Below are 16,741 nucleotides of genomic sequence, written 5' to 3' on the forward strand. Positions count from 1 at the left end.
CGGCATGGCCAAGAATTCCTTCTTCTGCATAGACGGCCACACCTGCGGCAATCCGGTGCGGCTGGTCGCCGGCGGTGGGCCTTTGCTCAAGGGCTCAACGATGATGGAGCGGCGAGCGCATTTCCTGGCCGAATATGACTGGATCCGCACTGGGCTGATGTTCGAGCCGCGCGGCCATGACGTGATGTCCGGCTCGATCCTCTATCCGCCGACGCGTGAAGATTGCGACATCGCCATCCTGTTCATCGAAACCTCGGGCTGCTTGCCGATGTGCGGCCACGGCACCATCGGCACGGTAACTCTTGCCGTCGAGCATGGGCTGATCAAGCCGAAGACACCGGGCGTGCTCAGGCTGGATACGCCGGCGGGCGTGGTCGTAGCGGAGTACAGCCAAGTCGGCGACTATGTCGAGGAGGTGCGCATCACCAATGTGCCTTCCTTCCTCTATGCCGAGGCACTGACGGTCGAATGCCCCGGGCTCGGCGAGATCAGCGTCGATGTCGCCTATGGCGGCAATTTCTACGCCATCGTCGAACCGCAAAAGACCTATCGCGACATGGCCGACCATTCGGCCGGCGAACTGATCGCCTGGAGCCCGGTGGTGCGGCAGCGGCTCAACGAAAAATATACCTTCGTGCATCCGGAGAATCCCGGCATCAATACGCTGTCGCACATATTGTGGACCGGCGCGCCGACCAACCCGCAAGCCGATGCCCGCAACGCCGTCTTCTACGGCGACAAGGCAATCGACCGGTCGCCCTGCGGCACCGGCACCTCGGCGCGTATGGCGCAGCTTCACGCCAAGGGCAAGCTTGGGGTTGGCGACGACTTCGTCCACGAATCGATCATTGGTTCGCTGTTCAAGGGCAGGGTCGAGGAAGAGGTCACCGTCGCCGGCAAGCCGGCAATCATTCCCTCGATCGGCGGCTGGGCACGAATGACCGGATTGAACACGATCTTCATCGACGACCGCGACCCGTTCGCGCACGGCTTCGTCGTCAAATAGAAAAAACACTGACGCAAGGGAAAGAGAGAGCGCAAGCGGATTGACGTCAACGGCGCAACGATCCCGCTCATCAACTTATTTTGACGGCGATTTCTTCGAAATGGAGCGCATGCTGCGATTGAATCGTCAAAGACATTGCGTTAGGCCAATGGTAGGGTCCGCGATGGTCCAGGGGGCGGACGGGAACAAAACGGGCAATCGAACGGCGTGCGGCGAAAACACGCATAATGATCGAAAAATCACGTTGCAATCCGGGCTCGAAACTTTACGACTAGGGGAAATACGAAAAGGAATGCGTCTGCATGGGCGACATTCCAGGGGAGCCACGACAGCATGCAGTATTTTGTCCAGCAGCTTATCAATGGGCTGACGCTGGGATCGATCTATGGGCTGATCGCGATCGGCTATACGATGGTCTACGGCATCATCGGCATGATCAATTTCGCCCATGGCGACATTTTCATGATCGGCGCTTTCACCGCGCTCATCGTTTTCCTTATCCTCGGTGCGTTGTTCTATTCGCTGCCGATCGTCGTTGCGCTGCTGATCATGATGATCGTCGCGATGCTGCTGACCAGCCTGTATAATTGGACGATCGAGAAGGTGGCCTACCGGCCTTTGCGCGGTTCATTCCGGCTGGCGCCGCTGATCACCGCGATTGGCATGTCGATTGCGCTGTCCAATTTCGTCCAGGTGACCCAAGGGCCGCGCAACAAGCCGGTCCCGCCAATGGTGTCCAAGGTCTACAACATCGAAGGCATCAGCGTCTCGCTGAAGCAGATCATCATCGTCCTGGTCACCATAGTCCTGCTGGCGCTGTTCTGGTACCTGGTCAACAAGACCTCGCTCGGTCGGGCGCAGCGCGCCTGCGAGCAGGACCGCAAGATGGCCGCACTGCTTGGCATCGACGTCGACCGCACCATCTCGATCACCTTCATCATGGGCGCCGCCCTTGCCGCCGTCGCCGGCACGTTGTTCCTGATGTACTACGGTGTGGTGGTGTTTTCCGACGGCTTTACGCCCGGTGTGAAGGCATTTACTGCCGCGGTGCTCGGCGGCATCGGCTCACTGCCCGGCGCCGTGCTCGGCGGGCTGATGATTGGCTTCATCGAAAGCATGTGGTCGGCTTATTTCTCGATCGATTACAAGGACGTCGCCGCCTTTTCCATCCTGGCGATCGTGCTGATCTTCCTGCCTTCCGGCATTCTCGGCCGGCCAGAAGTCGAAAAGGTCTGAGATCATGGCGGTTACCGTGTCTCCGGAAAGCACCGTCGTCGCCACCCCGGTCCAGCGCGCTTTTCGCGAAGCGCTCTATGCCGGCGCCATCTCGCTTGGCCTGTTCGTGCTGTTCATCGGCCTGAAGACCGACCAGAACATCTCCAACGAACTGATCCTGGTGCAGCGCTGGGGCTTGCTCGCCGGCGTCGTGATCGCCACCATGGCCGGACGCTTCCTTTACGTCGCCTATGGCCAACCCTTCCTGGCGAACCAGAAGATCGTCGACGTCGCCACCGGCCTGCTGCCGGTCAGCCTGGCTTCGCGATTCTTCCGCTTTCCCGCGTTCATCGTGGCGCTCGCCGTCGCCGTTATTCTGCTCGCGCTCAGCGGCTTTCTGACCGACGCCTTAGGGCCGGAACTTTCCGATTTCGTGCGGTTCGTGCGGGCGCTTGCAATCATCTATGCGCTGGCCTGGCTGATTTATCATTTCCGGGCCTTCATTCATGCTCATTTCTCGGCATTGGGCATAACTGCACTGGCGCTCTACCCGATCGTGGTGGTGTTGGTGCTGGCGCTATATGCCGGGTCGATGGCCGCCGGTTTCCAGGGCTCGCTGAAATATGTCGACAATTACGGCATCCAGATCCTGATCTACGTGATGCTGGCCTGGGGGCTGAATATCGTTATCGGCTTGGCCGGCCTGCTCGATCTCGGCTATGTCGCCTTCTACGCCGTCGGTGCCTACGCCTATGCGCTGCTCGGCACGCATTTCGGCCTCTCCTTCTGGATCCTGCTGCCCGCCGCCGGCCTGATGGCTGCGTTTTGGGGGGTGATGCTAGGCTTCCCGGTGCTGCGCTTGCGCGGTGACTATCTGGCGATCGTGACGCTCGCCTTCGGCGAAATCATAAGGCTGGTGATCATCAACTGGCGCGAGGTGACCAACGGCTCGGCCGGCATTTCCGGCATCCCGAAGGTGTCTTTCTTCGGCCTGATGTCGTTCAACGTCTCCGATCCGAACTACATCTCGAAGGTGCTCGGCATCGCCCAATCGGGTGCCTACTACAAGATATTCCTCTACTATTTGATCCTCGGGCTCTGCCTGCTGACGGCCTTCGTCACCGTGAGGCTCAGGCGGATGCCGGTCGGCCGTGCCTGGGAAGCGCTGCGCGAGGACGAGATCGCCTGCCGTTCGCTCGGCATCAACACCACCACCACCAAGCTCACCGCCTTTGCCACGGGCGCGATGTTCGGCGGCTTCGCTGGCTCGTTCTTTGCCGCGCGGCAAGGCTTCGTCAGCCCGGAATCCTTCGTCTTCCTGGAATCGGCGATCATCCTCGCCATCGTCGTGCTTGGCGGCATGGGCTCGCTGGTCGGCATTGCCGTCGCCGCCATGGTGATGATCGGCGGCACCGAAGTCCTGCGCGAACTGGATTTCCTCAAGACCGGCCTCAGGTGGGGCAACACTACGGTCATACCCGGTTTCGGGTCCGGCTTCACGCCGGAACTGTACCGCATGCTGCTGTTCGGCATGGCGATGGTCATCGTCATGCTGTGGAAGCCGCGCGGCTTCGTCGGCAGCCGCGAGCCGACAGCTTTCCTCAAGGTGCGCAGGGCGGTGTCTGGGTCCTTCACCAAGGAGGGACACGGCTGATGAACGCGAGCCCCTCCGTGAACAATGCCATCCTGCAGGTCGAGCATTTGTCGATGAAGTTCGGCGGTCTCGTCGCCATCGGCGACCTTTCCTTCCAGGCCAAGCGCGGCGAGATCACCGCCCTGATCGGTCCCAACGGCGCCGGCAAGACCACCGTGTTCAATTGCATCACCGGTTTCTACAAGCCGTCGGAAGGCATGATCACGCTCAACCGGCGCGACGGCTCCACGTTCCTGCTTGAACGCTTGCCGAACCATGAGATCCCGGCGCGCGCCAAGGTGGCGCGCACCTTCCAGAACATCCGCCTGTTCTCGGGCATGACGCTACTGGAGAACCTTCTGGTCGCTCAGCACAACAAGCTGATGAAGGCCTCCGGTTACACCATTCTCGGCCTGTTCGGCTACAGCGGCTACAGACAGGCTTCGGCGGAATCGGTTGAACTGGCCGAGCACTGGCTGGAGAAGGCCGACCTTGTCGACCGCGCCGACGATCCGGCCGGCGATCTGCCCTATGGCGCGCAGCGGCGGCTCGAAATCGCTCGCGCCATGTGCACCGGGCCTGAGCTTCTGTGCCTCGACGAGCCGGCCGCTGGTCTCAATCCGAAAGAATCGGCGGGGCTCAATGCGCTGCTGATGGACATCAAGGACAACACCGGCACGTCGATCCTTTTGATCGAGCACGACATGGCGGTGGTGATGCAGATTTCCGATCACGTCGTGGTGCTCGAATACGGGCGCAAAATCTCGGACGGCAACCCGCAATCGGTGCGGACCGACCCGCGCGTCATCGCCGCTTATCTTGGCGTCGACGACGAGGAGGTCGAGACGGTGCTCACCGAAGTCGGCGACGAAGATGTCATCGAGCAATTGGATACGGGCCCGGATGCCGCCCACGGCCCAGGCACATCGGCTTCGTATCTCGCCGGACCGGTTGCCGACACGGTCGGCCACAGCGAGGGCGAGCGCGTCACCGTGTCGAAAGGTGCCTCGAAAGCCGGGCAGTTCGATGCGAGGTCGAGTGCAGCAGCAAGCAAGGCGGCAGCGCAGGCCAAAGCCAAACCGACGGCGAAATCTTCTGCCGCGAAATCCTCTGCAGCAAAGCCGGCCACCAAGGCTCCGGTGAAGCCGAAGACGCCGCGCGTCTCCAATCGGCGCGGAGGGCGTAAATGATGGCCGGTACAACGCTGCTCGATATCAAGGGCGTCCAGACCTACTACGGCAACATCAGGGCGCTGAACGGCGTCGATGTCACGGTCAAGCAAGGTGAGATCGTAGCGCTGATCGGTGCCAACGGCGCCGGCAAGTCGACGCTGATGATGACCATCTTCGGTGCTCCCCGCGCCCGCGCGGGTACCATCACATTCGCCGGTACCGACATCACCCAACTGCCGACCCACGAGATCGCGCGCATGCGCATCGCCCAGTCGCCGGAAGGGCGCCGCATTTTCCCGCGCATGACGGTGATGGAAAACCTGCAAATGGGCGCCAGCCTCGACAACCTCGAGCATTATGACGAGGACGTCGAGAAGGTGTTCACGCTGTTTCCACGCCTGAAGGAACGCATTGCCCAGCGTGGCGGCACGCTGTCCGGCGGCGAGCAGCAGATGCTGTCGATCGGGCGCGCGCTGATGGCGCGGCCGAAGCTGCTTTTGCTCGACGAGCCGTCGCTCGGCCTGGCGCCGCTGATCGTCAAGCAGATATTCGACGCAATCCGCGAGTTGAACCGGACTCAAGGCCTGACCGTGTTCCTGGTCGAGCAGAACGCCTTCGGCGCGCTGAAGCTCGCCACGCGCGGCTATGTCATGGTCAACGGCAATGTGACGATGAGCGGCACCGGCAAGGAGTTGCTCGCCAATCCGGAAGTGCGCGCCGCCTATCTCGAAGGCGGCCATCACTGAGTTTCAGGAGACATCAATCATGCAGGGCATTCTCTATGAGGAACCCTCGATCTGGCAGTTCTTCTTCGTCACCTGCCTGCTCGGCGGCTGGGCGGCGTGGATGACGGGGAAGGCGTGTGCGCAGACGTGGCGCAGCTTCGCCCAGTTGTTCGCCTTCATGCTGGGGCTCGGCATCGGCATGAGGTTCATTCATCACGCGCTGTTCGGCGGAACGATGTTCTCGCTGCATTACTACATCGTCGATACCATTGTGCTGATGATCTTGGGCTTCATCGGCTACCAATACACGCGCACCAACCAGATGGTAACGCAGTATAATTGGCTTTACGAAAGAGCCTCTCTTTTGAGCTGGAAACCAAAAGGTTGACATTTATCATTAACGGCGTTTCAGGGATGAATCGGCGTGACAAGTGCCTGAAAATCGGCAAAGTACTCTTTCTGCGAGCAAGAGTGGGCATCGCATGAAAGCAACATCCACGCCCACTCGGTAAATGGGAGCGTTTCAATGAAAAAGTCACTTTTGTCTGCCGTCGCCCTGACCGCGCTTGTCGCGTTCAGCGGCAACGCGTGGGCTGACATCCTGATCGGCGTCGCCGGTCCGATCACCGGTCCGAACGCAGCGTTCGGCGCCCAGCTTCAGAAGGGTGCCGAACAGGCAGTCGCCGATATCAATGCGGCGGGCGGCGTTCTTGGCCAGCAGCTCAAGCTTGAAGTCGGCGACGACGTCTCCGATCCCAAGCAAGGCATCTCGGTCGCCAACAAGTTCGTCGCCGACGGCGTCAAGTACGTCGATGGCCACTTCAACTCCGGCGTCTCGATCCCGGCGTCGGAAGTCTACGCCGAGAACGGCATCCTTGAGATCACGCCGGCCGCGACCAATCCGAAGTTGACGGAACGTGGCATGTGGAACACCTTCCGCACCTGCGGACGCGACGATCAGCAGGGCAAGGTCGCTGGCGACTATCTCGCCGCGAACTTTAAGGATGCCAAGATCGCTGTCATCCATGACAAGACGCCTTATGGCCAGGGCCTCGCCGACGAAACCAAGAAGGCGCTCGCAGCCAACGGCGTGACTGAGGCCATGTATGAAGGCATCAATGTCGGCGACAAAGATTTCTCGGCCCTCATCGCCAAGATGAAGGACGCGGGCGTCTCGGTCGTCTACTATGGCGGCCTGCACACCGAAGCCGGCCTGATCATACGCCAGCTCGCTGACCAGGGCCTCAAGGCAACCTTCATGTCCGGCGACGGCATCGTGTCGAACGAATTGGCCTCCATCGCCGGCGACGCCGTCGAGGGCACGCTGATGACGTTCGCTCCGGATCCGCGCAAGAATCCGAACGCCAAGGAACTCGTCGAGAAGTTCCGTGCGGCCGGCTTCGAGCCCGAGGCCTATACCCTCTATTCCTACGCAGCGATGGAAATCATCGCGGCCGCCATCACCAAGACCGGTTCAGCCGATGACGCTCAGAAGGTAGCCGAGACCATCAAGTCGGCCGGCCCCTGGAAGACCGCGATCGGCGAGATCGGCTACGACGCGAAGGGCGATATCACCCGTCCTGACTACGTCATGTACACCTGGAAGAAGGGTGACGACGGCAAGTACACCTATGTCGAGAACGCACCCGGCAAATAACCGGACGTTGCTACATGAGAATGCCCGGCGCCTCGCGCCGGGCATTTTTTATGAGAGTTCCCGAAAGCCTGGATCGGAACTGCCCAGGCGTTCTTCGGATCGACACGCAATGTGTCAGCGCGATAGATCAAATTAAATCGGTTTAATCCTCTTTTCGATTTTGTTTGCACTGCAGCATTTTCGCGCTAATCATGTCCGGCAGTCCCCTTCCCCGCGTCCGGAGCCCTGTCCTTGGCAATCTCGAAGATCCTTGTCGCCAACCGCTCCGAAATAGCCATCCGCGTTTTCCGCGCGGCAAACGAGCTCGGCCTCAAAACCGTGGCGATCTGGGCAGAGGAGGACAAATACTCCCTGCATCGCTTCAAGGCCGACGAAAGCTACCAGGTCGGGCGCGGGCCGCATTTGGCCAGGGATATGGGGCCGATCGAAAGCTATCTGTCGATCGAGGAGGTTATCCGCGTCGCCAGGCTATCGGGCGCCGATGCCATCCATCCAGGGTACGGCCTGCTGTCGGAAAGCCCGGAATTCGCCGAAGCCTGCGCCAAGGCCGGCATCATCTTCATCGGGCCAAAGCCGGATACGATGCGCAGGCTGGGCAACAAGGTCGCCGCCCGCAATCTCGCAATCGAAGTCGGTGTGCCGGTAATTCCCGCTACCGATCCCTTGCCGGACGACATGGCGGCGGTAAAGGAACTCGCCAAGACGATCGGCTACCCCGTGATGCTCAAGGCGTCCTGGGGCGGCGGCGGCCGCGGCATGCGCGCCATCCGCTCCGAGGCCGATCTCGCGCGCGAGGTGATGGAAGGCAAGCGTGAGGCGAAGGCGGCTTTCGGCAAGGACGAAGTCTATCTCGAAAAGCTGATCGAGCGCGCGCGCCATGTCGAGGTGCAGGTGCTGGGCGACACACATGGCAACGCCGTGCACCTGTTCGAGCGCGATTGTTCGATCCAGCGCCGCAACCAGAAAGTGGTCGAGCGGGCGCCGGCGCCCTACCTCGAAATGTCACAGCGCGAGGAGCTTTGCGGCTACGCGCTGAGGATCGCGCGCGAGACCAGCTATATCGGCGCCGGCACAGTCGAGTTCCTGCAGGATGCCGATACCGAAAAATTCTATTTCATCGAGGTCAATCCGCGCATCCAGGTCGAGCACACCGTCACCGAACAGGTGACCGGCATCGACATCGTCAAGGCGCAGATCCACATCCTCGACGGCTTTGCCATCGGCACGGCGGAATCGGGCGTGCCGGCGCAAAAGGACATCAGGCTGAACGGCCACGCGCTGCAGTGCCGCATCACTACCGAAGATCCCGAGCATAATTTCATCCCGGACTATGGCCGCATCACCGCCTATCGCGGCGCCACCGGCTTCGGCATCCGCCTCGACGGCGGCACCGCTTATTCGGGCGCGGTCATCACCCGCTTCTACGACCCGCTGCTGGAGAAGGTGACGGCATGGGCGCCGACGCCGGCCGAGACCATTGCCCGCATGAACCGGGCGCTGCGCGAGTTCCGCATCCGCGGCGTGGCGACCAACCTCACGTTCCTCGAGGCGATCATCAATCACTCGAGCTTCGCCGACAATTCCTACACCACCAAGTTCATCGACACGACGCCGGAACTGTTCGCCAGTGTGAAGCGGCAGGACCGCGCGACCAAGCTGCTCAACTACCTTGCCGACGTTTCGGTCAATGGTCATCCCGAGACGCGCGGCCGGCCGCAGCCAAAGGCCGATGCGGCGCCACCGGTGGTGCCATATCTCAACGGCAATGTGCCTCAAGGCAGCAAGCAGAAGCTCGACGTGCTCGGGCCGGAGAAATTCGCCGCGTGGATGCGCGAGCAAAGAGAGGTGCTGGTCACCGACACGACAATGCGCGACGGGCATCAGTCGCTGCTCGCCACAAGGGTACGCACCTATGACATCGCCGGCATTGCCGGCACTTATGCGCGCGCGCTGCCACAGCTTTTGTCGCTCGAATGCTGGGGCGGCGCCACATTCGACGTCGCCATGCGCTTTCTCACCGAAGACCCATGGGAGCGGCTGTCGCTGGTGCGCGAGGCAGCACCCAACCTTGTGCTGCAGATGCTCCTGCGCGGTGCCAACGGCGTTGGCTATACCAACTATCCCGACAATGTCGTCCAGCATTTCGTCCGCCAGGCCGCTGCCGGCGGCATCGACCTGTTCCGGGTCTTCGACTGCCTGAACTGGGTCGAGAACATGCGCGTGGCCATGGATGCGGTCGGCGCCGAGGGCAGACTGATCGAAGCGGCGATCTGTTATACCGGCGACATACTCGATCCGGCGCGGGCCAAATACGATCTGAAATACTATGTCGGCCTGGCCAGGGAATTGCAGGCGGCAGGCGCCCATATCATCGCTGTCAAGGACATGGCTGGGCTTCTAAAGCCGAGCGCTGCCCGCGTGCTGTTCAAGGCACTGCGCGAGGCGACGGACCTGCCGATCCACTTCCACACCCACGACACATCCGGCCTGTCGGCGGCAACCGTGCTGGCGGCGGTGGAGAGCGGCGTCGACGCCATCGACGCGGCGATGGATTCGCTGTCCGGCAACACCTCGCAGCCGTGCCTCGGTTCGATCGTGGAGGCGCTGAAGGGCACCGAGCGCGATCCAGGCCTCGACCCGCAGTGGATCAGGAACATCTCGTTCTACTGGGAGGCGGTGCGCAACCAGTATTCAGCCTTCGAAAGCGACCTGAAGGGGCCGGCATCGGAGGTCTATTTGCACGAAATGCCGGGCGGTCAGTTCACCAACCTCAAGGAACAGGCGCGCTCGCTCGGGCTGGAGACACGCTGGCACGAAGTGGCGCAGACCTATCACGACGTCAATCTGATGTTCGGCGACATCGTCAAGGTGACGCCGTCGTCCAAGGTCGTCGGCGACATGGCGCTGATGATGGTGAGCCAGGACCTGACCGTCGCCGACGTCGAGAATCCGGCGAGGGACATCGCCTTCCCGGATTCGGTGGTGTCGATGTTGCGCGGCGATCTCGGCCAGTCGCCGGGCGGCTGGCCAAAGCCATTGCAGAAGAAGGTGCTGAAGGGCGAAAAGCCGATCACGGTGCGGCCGGGTTCGCTGCTCAAACCGGCGGACCTCAAGGCCAGTCGCACGGAGGTCGAGGAAAAGCTCGAGCGCAAGCTCAGTGAGTTCGAGTTCGCGTCGTGGCTGATGTATCCGAAGGTGTTTTCCGATTTTGCCGCCGCGCAGGAGACCTACGGGCCGGTCAGCGTGCTGCCGACGCCGACCTATTTCTACGGCATGAAGCCGGAAGACGAGATTTTCGTCGACATCGAAAAAGGCAAGACGCTGGTGGTGCGCTGCCTTGCCATGGGCGATGTCGACGAAAAGGGCATGGTCACCGTGTTCTTCGAGCTCAACGGGCAGCCGCGCCGGGTGAAGGTGCCGGACCGGGCGCATGGCGCCTCCGCCGCCAAGGCACGGCGCAAGGCGGAGCCGGGCAATGAGGCGCATGTCGGCGCGCCGATGCCTGGCGTCGTCTCGGCGCTTTCGGTGGCTGCCGGCCAGCCGGTGAAGGCGGGTGACGTGCTGCTGTCGATCGAAGCGATGAAGATGGAAACGGCGCTGCATGCCGAACGCGACGGCACCATAGCCGAGGTGCTGGTCAAGGCCGGCGACCAGATCGATGCCAAGGATCTGCTGATCGCGTTCGGGTGAAATAGGCCGGCATCAGACAGCCTTGTCGGCGCCTGGCAGCAACCCTTCATGCCGCATCGATAGCACCTTGACCCGCCGCGCCCGGTCGGGCATCGAACCGCTGCAATTCGCCGCTCGGGTCACCCCGAGTCGCGGTGAGAAAACGACGCGGAGAGAAGACTATGGCCGACGACATCATCGAGACCAGCCAGACTGTTGCCGCCGGCCAGCTGCGCGCCTTCATCGAACGCATCGAGCGGCTCGAGGAAGAGAAAAAGACGATTGCCGACGACATCAAGGAAGTGTTCGCAGAGGCCAAGGGCACCGGCTTCGACACCAAGGCGATGCGGTCGATTATCCGGCTGCGCAAGAAGGACCAGGCCGAGCGGCAGGAAGAGGAATCCATCCTCGATCTGTACAAGGCTGCGCTCGGCATGGTGTAAAGGCCGGCCTCGGCGCCGGAGACGATCGCGGGAGAAGCGGTTCTGACCATGGATTCCAGCCATGAGCGAATTCGATTTTGGCGCCCGCCGCGCCTCTGAATTCCGCCAACGCAGCTTCTGGACGCTGTTCGCGGAACGGCATCCGGATGAAAGGGCTCTGCTGGCGAGGCGCGGACCGTGGTTCTGGCAGCGTGGGCTGCCCGATTTCGCATTGGTCCTTTCCATGTACGTCGCGCCTGCGCAGAATCATGTCGGCGTCTTCTTCGGCCGCAACGAGAAGTTCGGTGCCACGCAAGCCTGGTCGCGGTTGAAGCCGTTCCAGCCGGCCATCGAAGACAGGCTGAAGCTCAGGCCAGAACAAAGTTGCGACGGCCTCGGCATCAATTCGATGTGGCGGGTGAATTGTCTTGCCGAAGACAATTGGCCGGCGATGACCGACTGGCTGGTGACGGAAGCCTCGCGTTTCGAGCGCGCGATTGCCGAAGTTCTGGGTCAGGAATAAAGCAGGGTTTCCAGACGCAATCCTTAGAATCGCTCTGGTGAGCAGAGCGAGGGAGCCGGTCGATCGATGACGATCATGTCGCGCGTTGCCGCCTTCTTCCGCTCACGCTGGTTCGGCGGCGTGCCGCTCGATCGGCTGTTCTGGCGCGACCTGGTCGTTGTCGGCACAGCGATCAACGTCGCGTCGTCGGTGGCGGCACTCATTCTGCTCGGGCTGAAGCTGCCGCTTGCGCTAGTCCTGGCGGTGCATTTCGCGCCGGTGCCCTACAATATCTTCCTGACCTTTGCCGTTTGGCGAACTGCCGGAAAATCGAGTGGCGTCATGGCCTCGCTGATGACGCTTGGCGCCACGTTGTGGCTGATCCTGGTGGTTGTGGCCTGACGATCAGGCGGCCGGATCGAATTTGAGCGCCACGCCGTTGATGCAATAGCGCAGACCGGTCGGCGGCGGGCCGTCGTCGAAGACATGGCCGAGATGGCTGCCGCAGCGGGCGCAATGGCACTCGGTGCGGACCATGCCATAGCTGCGGTCGACGGTGGTCTCGAGCGAACCCGGCACTGGGTCGTTGAAGCTCGGCCAACCGGTGCCGCTCTCGAATTTCAGCTTGGATTCAAACAAGGGCTGGTCGCAGCCGACGCAGGAGAAGGTGCCGGCGCGCTTCTCGTGCAGCAGGGCGCAGCTTCCCGGCCGCTCGGTGCCGTGGTTGCGCATCACCGCATATTGCTCGGGCGTCAGCCGGGCGCGCCATTCGGCATCGGTGCGGGTAACGGGGTAGGTGTGGCTGTCCATTTTTTCCTCTTAGCTTATCTCGCTATTTGGGTTGCCTTCCCAACTTCGCCTGAAATAGGCATTTGTTACGGCGTTTGCCCGTATTTCCTATCCCGTTGCAAAGAATTCCTCAGGCGATGGCCGCGAGATAGCGCGCAACCGATGCTGAAAATGCCGCCTTTGCATCTCCGATGACGTTCTGGTTCCACCATGCGCCGTAGATATGGTCGAACGCGAAAGGCTCCAGCGCGGCCTTGATGCCGTGCACCTTCGTCGCGTTGAGCGGGATATAGTTCGGATAGCTGTACATGAAGCTGACATGACGGCGGGTCGGCGTCACCTGCAGGGTGTCGCCGGCCAGGATGGCATTGCCGGCATCGCGCTTCCAGTGCAGCACCTGGCCACCGGCAAAGTGGCCGCCGCAGCGGATGAGCGTCAGCGACGGGTTTATGGCGCGCATCTCGCCCTCCCAACTGATGATTGCCGGATGCGGCCGCATGATCCACTGACGATCATCGGCGTGCAGATAAATCGGCACGCCGCCAAACGCCGCGCTCCATTCGACCATTGCCGAATAATAATGGCAGTGCGAAATGGCGATGGCGGCCAGGCCGCCCCGGCGGTTGATCTCCGCCACCGCCTCGTCGCTGACCATCGAGATGCAGTCCCACAACACATTGCCGTGCGGCGTTTGCGCCAGCAATGCGCGCTGGCCGATGGCGAAGCGCGGCTCGATGCCGAAGGCGAGCACGCCGGCATCATCCTTGATCACGAGCCGATGCCCGGCGGCGAGCTCTTCCGGCGTGGTCCAGGCCTGGCCCTCCCAGCGCACATATTGCCGCTCGTCCTCGCAGATCGGGCAATGTCGCGGCGGCGTCGCTGTCGCCGCGAACTGGACACCGCATTGCAGGCAAAGGAAACAGGTCGACCGTCCTGTTTTGCGTGGATCCATTCAGTGCTTCCTTGAAAGTTGCTTCGTCGCGGCTTCGAGGCCGGCGAGCGTCAGCGGAAACATGCGGCCGCCAAAGATATCGCGGATCATGGCAATCGAATGGGTATAGCCCCAGTTCTTCGCGTCTTCCGGATTGAGCCAAATGGCGTTCGGCCATTGCTGCAGCAGCCTGTCGAGCCAGACGGCACCGGCCTCCTTGTTCCAATGCTCGACCGAGCCGCCGGGTTGGGCGATCTCATAGGGGCTCATCGAGGCGTCGCCGACGACGATCACCTTGTAGTCGGGGCCATATTTATGGAGGAGATCGAAGGTCGGAATCACCTCGGCATGGCGGCGGCGATTGTCCTTCCACACGCCTTCGTAGAGGCAGTTGTGGAAATAGAAATATTCGAGCTGGCGGAACTCGGCGCGGGCGGCCGAAAACAGCTCCTCGACGCTCCTGACATGGTCGTCCATCGAGCCGCCGACATCGAAGAACATCAGCAGCTTCACGGCATTGCGACGTTCGGGTTGTGTCTTAACGTCAAGATAACCGTGCTCGGCGGTGGCGTGGATGGTGCCGGGCAGGTCGAACTCCTCTTCGGCGCCTTCGCGCATCCAGCGGCGCAAGCGCTTCAGCGCGACCTTGATGTTGCGGGTGCCGAGTTCGACGGCATCGTCGAAATTCCTGAACTCGCGCCTGTCCCAGATTTTTACCGCGCGGCGGTTGCGGCTCTCGTGCTGGCCGATGCGCACGCCTTCGGGATTGTAGCCATAGGCGCCGAAGGGCGAGGTGCCGCCGGTGCCGATCCATTTCGAACCACCCTGATGTCGGCCCTTCTGCTCCTCCAGCCGCTTCTTCAGCGTCTCCATCAGCTTTTCGAAGCCGCCCAGCGCCTCGATCAGCTTCTTCTCCTCATCGGTCAGGTGCTTTTCGGCGAGCCTCCGCAGCCATTCCTCCGGGATGTTTGCGACATCGACCGGGTTTTTGCCAGCCTGCGCCTCGACACCTTTGAAGATGTGCGAAAAGACCTGGTCGAAGCGGTCGATGTGGCGCTCGTCCTTCACCAGAGCGGCGCGGGCGAGATAGTAAAAGCCCTCGACATCATAGTCGACCAGCCCGGCTTCCAGCCCCTCCAGCAGCGACAGATATTCGCGGAGCGAGACCGGAACCCGCGCTGCCTTCAGTTCGAGGAAGAAGGGGATGAACATCTCACCGTCTACAGCAGATCGTACTCGATGAAGCCGGTCCTGCGCGCCACGTGGTCGTAGAGCTTGCGTGCGGTGGTGTTGGTCTCGTGGGTCATCCAGTAGACGTTCTTGACACCGATCTTGCCGGCTTCCTGTTTGACCGCTTCGATCAGGGCGGCGCCGACGCCCTTGCCGCGCACATCGGGGTCGGCGAACAGGTCCTGCAGATAACAGTTGTTTATCTCTGACCAGCAGGAGCGATGGTAGAGATAGTGCGTCAGGCCGACGGCCTTGCCGTCGAGGGTGGCGATGAAACCTTTCGGCTCGAACTCGCCCGCCGTGAACAGCCGCTTCCAGGTGACGGCATAAACCGCTTCCGGCAGCTTGGTTTCGTAAAAGGTGAGATAGGCGGTCCACAGACGCCGCCAATCGGCATGGTCGGATTGCGCCAATGGGCGGACGGTGATCTCGGTCATTTCGTTTCCCTCTGAAGTCGGCAACCCGAAGCTGCCTCCGTGCCCGGCTAGAGGCAACGGTCCAGCACCGGGAAAGCGCTGTCCGGTGACTTCGTGGGCTTCCGGCCGACCGCCCCTCACCCCTGCCGTCTCGCCATGAAGGCCAGGCGCTCGAACAGATGCACGTCCTGTTCGTTCTTCAGCAAGGCGCCGTGCAGCTTGGGCAGCGCGTTCTTCGGCTCGGCGCGCAGGTCCTCGGGCGCGATGTCGTCGGCGACCAGCAGGCGGATCCAGTCGAGTGCCTCGGAGGTCGACGGCTTCTTCTTGAGGCCCGGCACGTCACGGATTTCATAGAATTGCGTGAGTGCGGCGCGCACCAGGTTCTGCTTGATGCCGGGATAGTGCACGTCGACGATTTTGTGCAGCGTCTCGACGTCGGGAAAACGGATGTAGTGGAAGAAGCAGCGGCGCAGGAAGGCGTCCGGCAGCTCTTTTTCGTTGTTGGAGGTGATGATGACGATCGGCCGGACGGTGGCACGGATGGTCTCGCCGGTCTCGTAGACGAAGAACTCCATCCGATCCAGTTCCTGCAACAGATCGTTGGGGAACTCGATATCGGCCTTGTCGATCTCGTCGATCAGAAGCACGACTTTCTTGCCGGCAGCAAAGGCGTCCCACAGCTTGCCGCGCTTGATGTAATTGCGGATGTCGTTGAAGCGCTCGTCGCCGAGCTGGCTGTCGCGCAGCCGCGAGACGGCATCATATTCATAGAGGCCCTGCTGCGCCCGCGTGGTCGATTTGACGTGCCATTCGATCAGATCCAGGCCGAGCGCCGCTGCCACCTGGCGGGCAAGTTCGGTCTTGCCGGTACCGGGCTCGCCCTTGATCAGCAACGGCCGCTCCAGCGCGATCGCCGCGTTGACCGCCACCATCAGATCCTTGTCGGCAACATAGGCTGCCGTGCCTTCGAAACGCATTTTTGCTCCCGGGTTCATCGTGCGACCCTAAGGACGCGGCCTTCGCTGTGCAAGGCGCTGCTGGCAAAGCGGGGATCTTGCCGGCGCGACCCTCGTCGAGCGGTTCTGCGTCGATTTAAGACTCGAAACATGTCGTCTCTCTGGCGCTTGGTCTGCCGTCTGCCTATATTGGCGGAGACGGTCTGCGCTTCCCGGCAGGAGAACATTTTCCCCGGGGCCTTAATGATCCCTAGGGAGCTGTCCCTGGGAAGACCCGTGGGTTTTCTCATACGGCGCCCACCTACTTTGTAGGTTCCCGGGATCGCTCTCTCCACCGGTTGTGTGGATCGTCACCTATCGAAAAGGCCATGTCTGGCGGATCTTGTGGTCGCGCCGCTTTGTGCGGTGCTCTCACGAA

The 16,741-nt window shown here is 61.7% G+C and carries 15 protein-coding genes, 1 other RNA gene and 1 pseudogene; 12 read left to right on the forward strand and 5 right to left on the reverse strand.

Annotation, left to right across the window (positions count from 1 at the left end):
* Positions 1-4 precede the first annotated feature (4 nt).
* From NKI25_RS23265 to NKI25_RS23315, 11 genes and pseudogenes are all read left to right on the forward strand, one after another.
* Positions 5-1,006, forward strand: coding sequence for a 4-hydroxyproline epimerase (locus NKI25_RS23265; protein WP_352999531.1), 1,002 nt, complete (start codon positions 5-7; stop codon positions 1,004-1,006).
* Between the two features lie 333 nt (positions 1,007-1,339).
* Positions 1,340-2,242: a branched-chain amino acid ABC transporter permease gene (locus NKI25_RS23270; RefSeq protein ID WP_023678052.1), complete on the forward strand. Its 903-nt coding sequence runs from the start codon at positions 1,340-1,342 to the stop codon at positions 2,240-2,242.
* Between the two features lie 4 nt (positions 2,243-2,246).
* Positions 2,247-3,875, forward strand: a complete 1,629-nt coding sequence (gene livM / locus NKI25_RS23275; RefSeq protein ID WP_023678051.1) for a high-affinity branched-chain amino acid ABC transporter permease LivM — start codon at positions 2,247-2,249, stop codon at positions 3,873-3,875.
* Positions 3,875-5,035 (forward strand): annotated as a pseudogene (locus NKI25_RS23280) (ABC transporter ATP-binding protein); the annotation flags it as partial. The gene livM and the pseudogene NKI25_RS23280, both read left to right, overlap by 1 nt.
* Positions 5,036-5,043: 8 nt before the next feature.
* Positions 5,044-5,772: an ABC transporter ATP-binding protein gene (locus NKI25_RS23285; protein WP_023678049.1), complete on the forward strand. Its 729-nt coding sequence runs from the start codon at positions 5,044-5,046 to the stop codon at positions 5,770-5,772.
* Between the two features lie 19 nt (positions 5,773-5,791).
* Positions 5,792-6,139, forward strand: a complete 348-nt coding sequence (locus tag NKI25_RS23290; RefSeq protein ID WP_352999533.1) for a DUF6867 family protein — start codon at positions 5,792-5,794, stop codon at positions 6,137-6,139.
* Positions 6,140-6,277: 138 nt separating this feature from the next.
* Positions 6,278-7,408, forward strand: a complete 1,131-nt coding sequence (locus NKI25_RS23295) for a branched-chain amino acid ABC transporter substrate-binding protein (protein WP_023678047.1) — start codon at positions 6,278-6,280, stop codon at positions 7,406-7,408.
* A 231-nt stretch (positions 7,409-7,639) separates the two neighbouring features.
* Positions 7,640-11,098, forward strand: a complete 3,459-nt coding sequence (pyc, locus tag NKI25_RS23300; protein WP_352590034.1) for a pyruvate carboxylase — start codon at positions 7,640-7,642, stop codon at positions 11,096-11,098.
* A gap of 161 nt (positions 11,099-11,259) precedes the next feature.
* The gene (locus tag NKI25_RS23305) at positions 11,260-11,520 is read left to right on the forward strand and encodes a DUF2312 domain-containing protein (RefSeq protein WP_023678045.1); all 261 of its coding nucleotides are present in this window, start codon (positions 11,260-11,262) and stop codon (positions 11,518-11,520) included.
* Positions 11,521-11,581: 61 nt separating this feature from the next.
* Positions 11,582-12,022: a hypothetical protein gene (locus tag NKI25_RS23310; RefSeq protein ID WP_352569564.1), complete on the forward strand. Its 441-nt coding sequence runs from the start codon at positions 11,582-11,584 to the stop codon at positions 12,020-12,022.
* 66 nt (positions 12,023-12,088) lie between these two features.
* On the forward strand, positions 12,089-12,403 hold the full coding sequence (locus NKI25_RS23315) for a hypothetical protein (protein ID WP_023678043.1): 315 nt from the start codon (positions 12,089-12,091) through the stop codon (positions 12,401-12,403).
* Positions 12,404-12,406: 3 nt separating this feature from the next.
* Here the strand turns inward: NKI25_RS23315 and msrB are convergent, their stop codons facing one another.
* The 5 genes from msrB to NKI25_RS23340 form a co-directional block, all read right to left on the reverse strand.
* Positions 12,407-12,811 carry a peptide-methionine (R)-S-oxide reductase MsrB gene (gene msrB / locus NKI25_RS23320; RefSeq protein ID WP_352569565.1) on the reverse strand — a complete coding sequence of 135 codons (405 nt, stop codon included), beginning with the start codon at positions 12,809-12,811 and terminating at the stop codon, positions 12,407-12,409.
* A gap of 109 nt (positions 12,812-12,920) precedes the next feature.
* Positions 12,921-13,742, reverse strand: coding sequence for an MBL fold metallo-hydrolase (locus NKI25_RS23325; RefSeq protein WP_352999535.1), 822 nt, complete (start codon positions 13,740-13,742; stop codon positions 12,921-12,923).
* Entirely contained in the window at positions 13,743-14,933 is a 1,191-nt protein-coding gene (locus NKI25_RS23330) for a vWA domain-containing protein (RefSeq protein WP_352783077.1), read from the reverse strand. It lies immediately after the preceding gene.
* Between the two features lie 8 nt (positions 14,934-14,941).
* Positions 14,942-15,388, reverse strand: a complete 447-nt coding sequence (locus NKI25_RS23335; RefSeq protein WP_352590018.1) for a GNAT family N-acetyltransferase — start codon at positions 15,386-15,388, stop codon at positions 14,942-14,944.
* A gap of 116 nt (positions 15,389-15,504) precedes the next feature.
* Positions 15,505-16,344, reverse strand: a complete 840-nt coding sequence (locus NKI25_RS23340; protein WP_352999537.1) for an AAA family ATPase — start codon at positions 16,342-16,344, stop codon at positions 15,505-15,507.
* Between the two features lie 176 nt (positions 16,345-16,520).
* Between NKI25_RS23340 and ssrS the strand changes: the two genes are divergently transcribed.
* Positions 16,521-16,676, forward strand: a non-coding RNA gene (gene ssrS / locus NKI25_RS23345) — 6S RNA.
* Positions 16,677-16,741 lie beyond the last annotated feature (65 nt).

The organism is Mesorhizobium sp. M0808 (assembly GCF_040320025.1).
In the GTDB taxonomy this organism is placed as follows: Bacteria; Pseudomonadota; Alphaproteobacteria; order Rhizobiales; family Rhizobiaceae; genus Mesorhizobium.

Coding starts and splice junctions, on each gene's coding strand:
- NKI25_RS23265 (WP_352999531.1), top strand. CDS start 5: ATGGCCAAGAATTCCTTCTTCTGCATAGACGGCCACACCTGCGGCAAT.
- NKI25_RS23330 (WP_352783077.1), bottom strand. CDS start 14,933: ATGTTCATCCCCTTCTTCCTCGAACTGAAGGCAGCGCGGGTTCCGGTC.
- NKI25_RS23305 (WP_023678045.1), top strand. CDS start 11,260: ATGGCCGACGACATCATCGAGACCAGCCAGACTGTTGCCGCCGGCCAG.
- msrB (WP_352569565.1), bottom strand. CDS start 12,811: ATGGACAGCCACACCTACCCCGTTACCCGCACCGATGCCGAATGGCGC.
- NKI25_RS23270 (WP_023678052.1), top strand. CDS start 1,340: ATGCAGTATTTTGTCCAGCAGCTTATCAATGGGCTGACGCTGGGATCG.
- NKI25_RS23315 (WP_023678043.1), top strand. CDS start 12,089: ATGACGATCATGTCGCGCGTTGCCGCCTTCTTCCGCTCACGCTGGTTC.
- NKI25_RS23340 (WP_352999537.1), bottom strand. CDS start 16,344: ATGCGTTTCGAAGGCACGGCAGCCTATGTTGCCGACAAGGATCTGATG.
- NKI25_RS23310 (WP_352569564.1), top strand. CDS start 11,582: ATGAGCGAATTCGATTTTGGCGCCCGCCGCGCCTCTGAATTCCGCCAA.
- NKI25_RS23325 (WP_352999535.1), bottom strand. CDS start 13,742: ATGGATCCACGCAAAACAGGACGGTCGACCTGTTTCCTTTGCCTGCAA.
- NKI25_RS23285 (WP_023678049.1), top strand. CDS start 5,044: ATGGCCGGTACAACGCTGCTCGATATCAAGGGCGTCCAGACCTACTAC.
- NKI25_RS23295 (WP_023678047.1), top strand. CDS start 6,278: ATGAAAAAGTCACTTTTGTCTGCCGTCGCCCTGACCGCGCTTGTCGCG.
- NKI25_RS23335 (WP_352590018.1), bottom strand. CDS start 15,388: ATGACCGAGATCACCGTCCGCCCATTGGCGCAATCCGACCATGCCGAT.
- NKI25_RS23290 (WP_352999533.1), top strand. CDS start 5,792: ATGCAGGGCATTCTCTATGAGGAACCCTCGATCTGGCAGTTCTTCTTC.
- livM (WP_023678051.1), top strand. CDS start 2,247: ATGGCGGTTACCGTGTCTCCGGAAAGCACCGTCGTCGCCACCCCGGTC.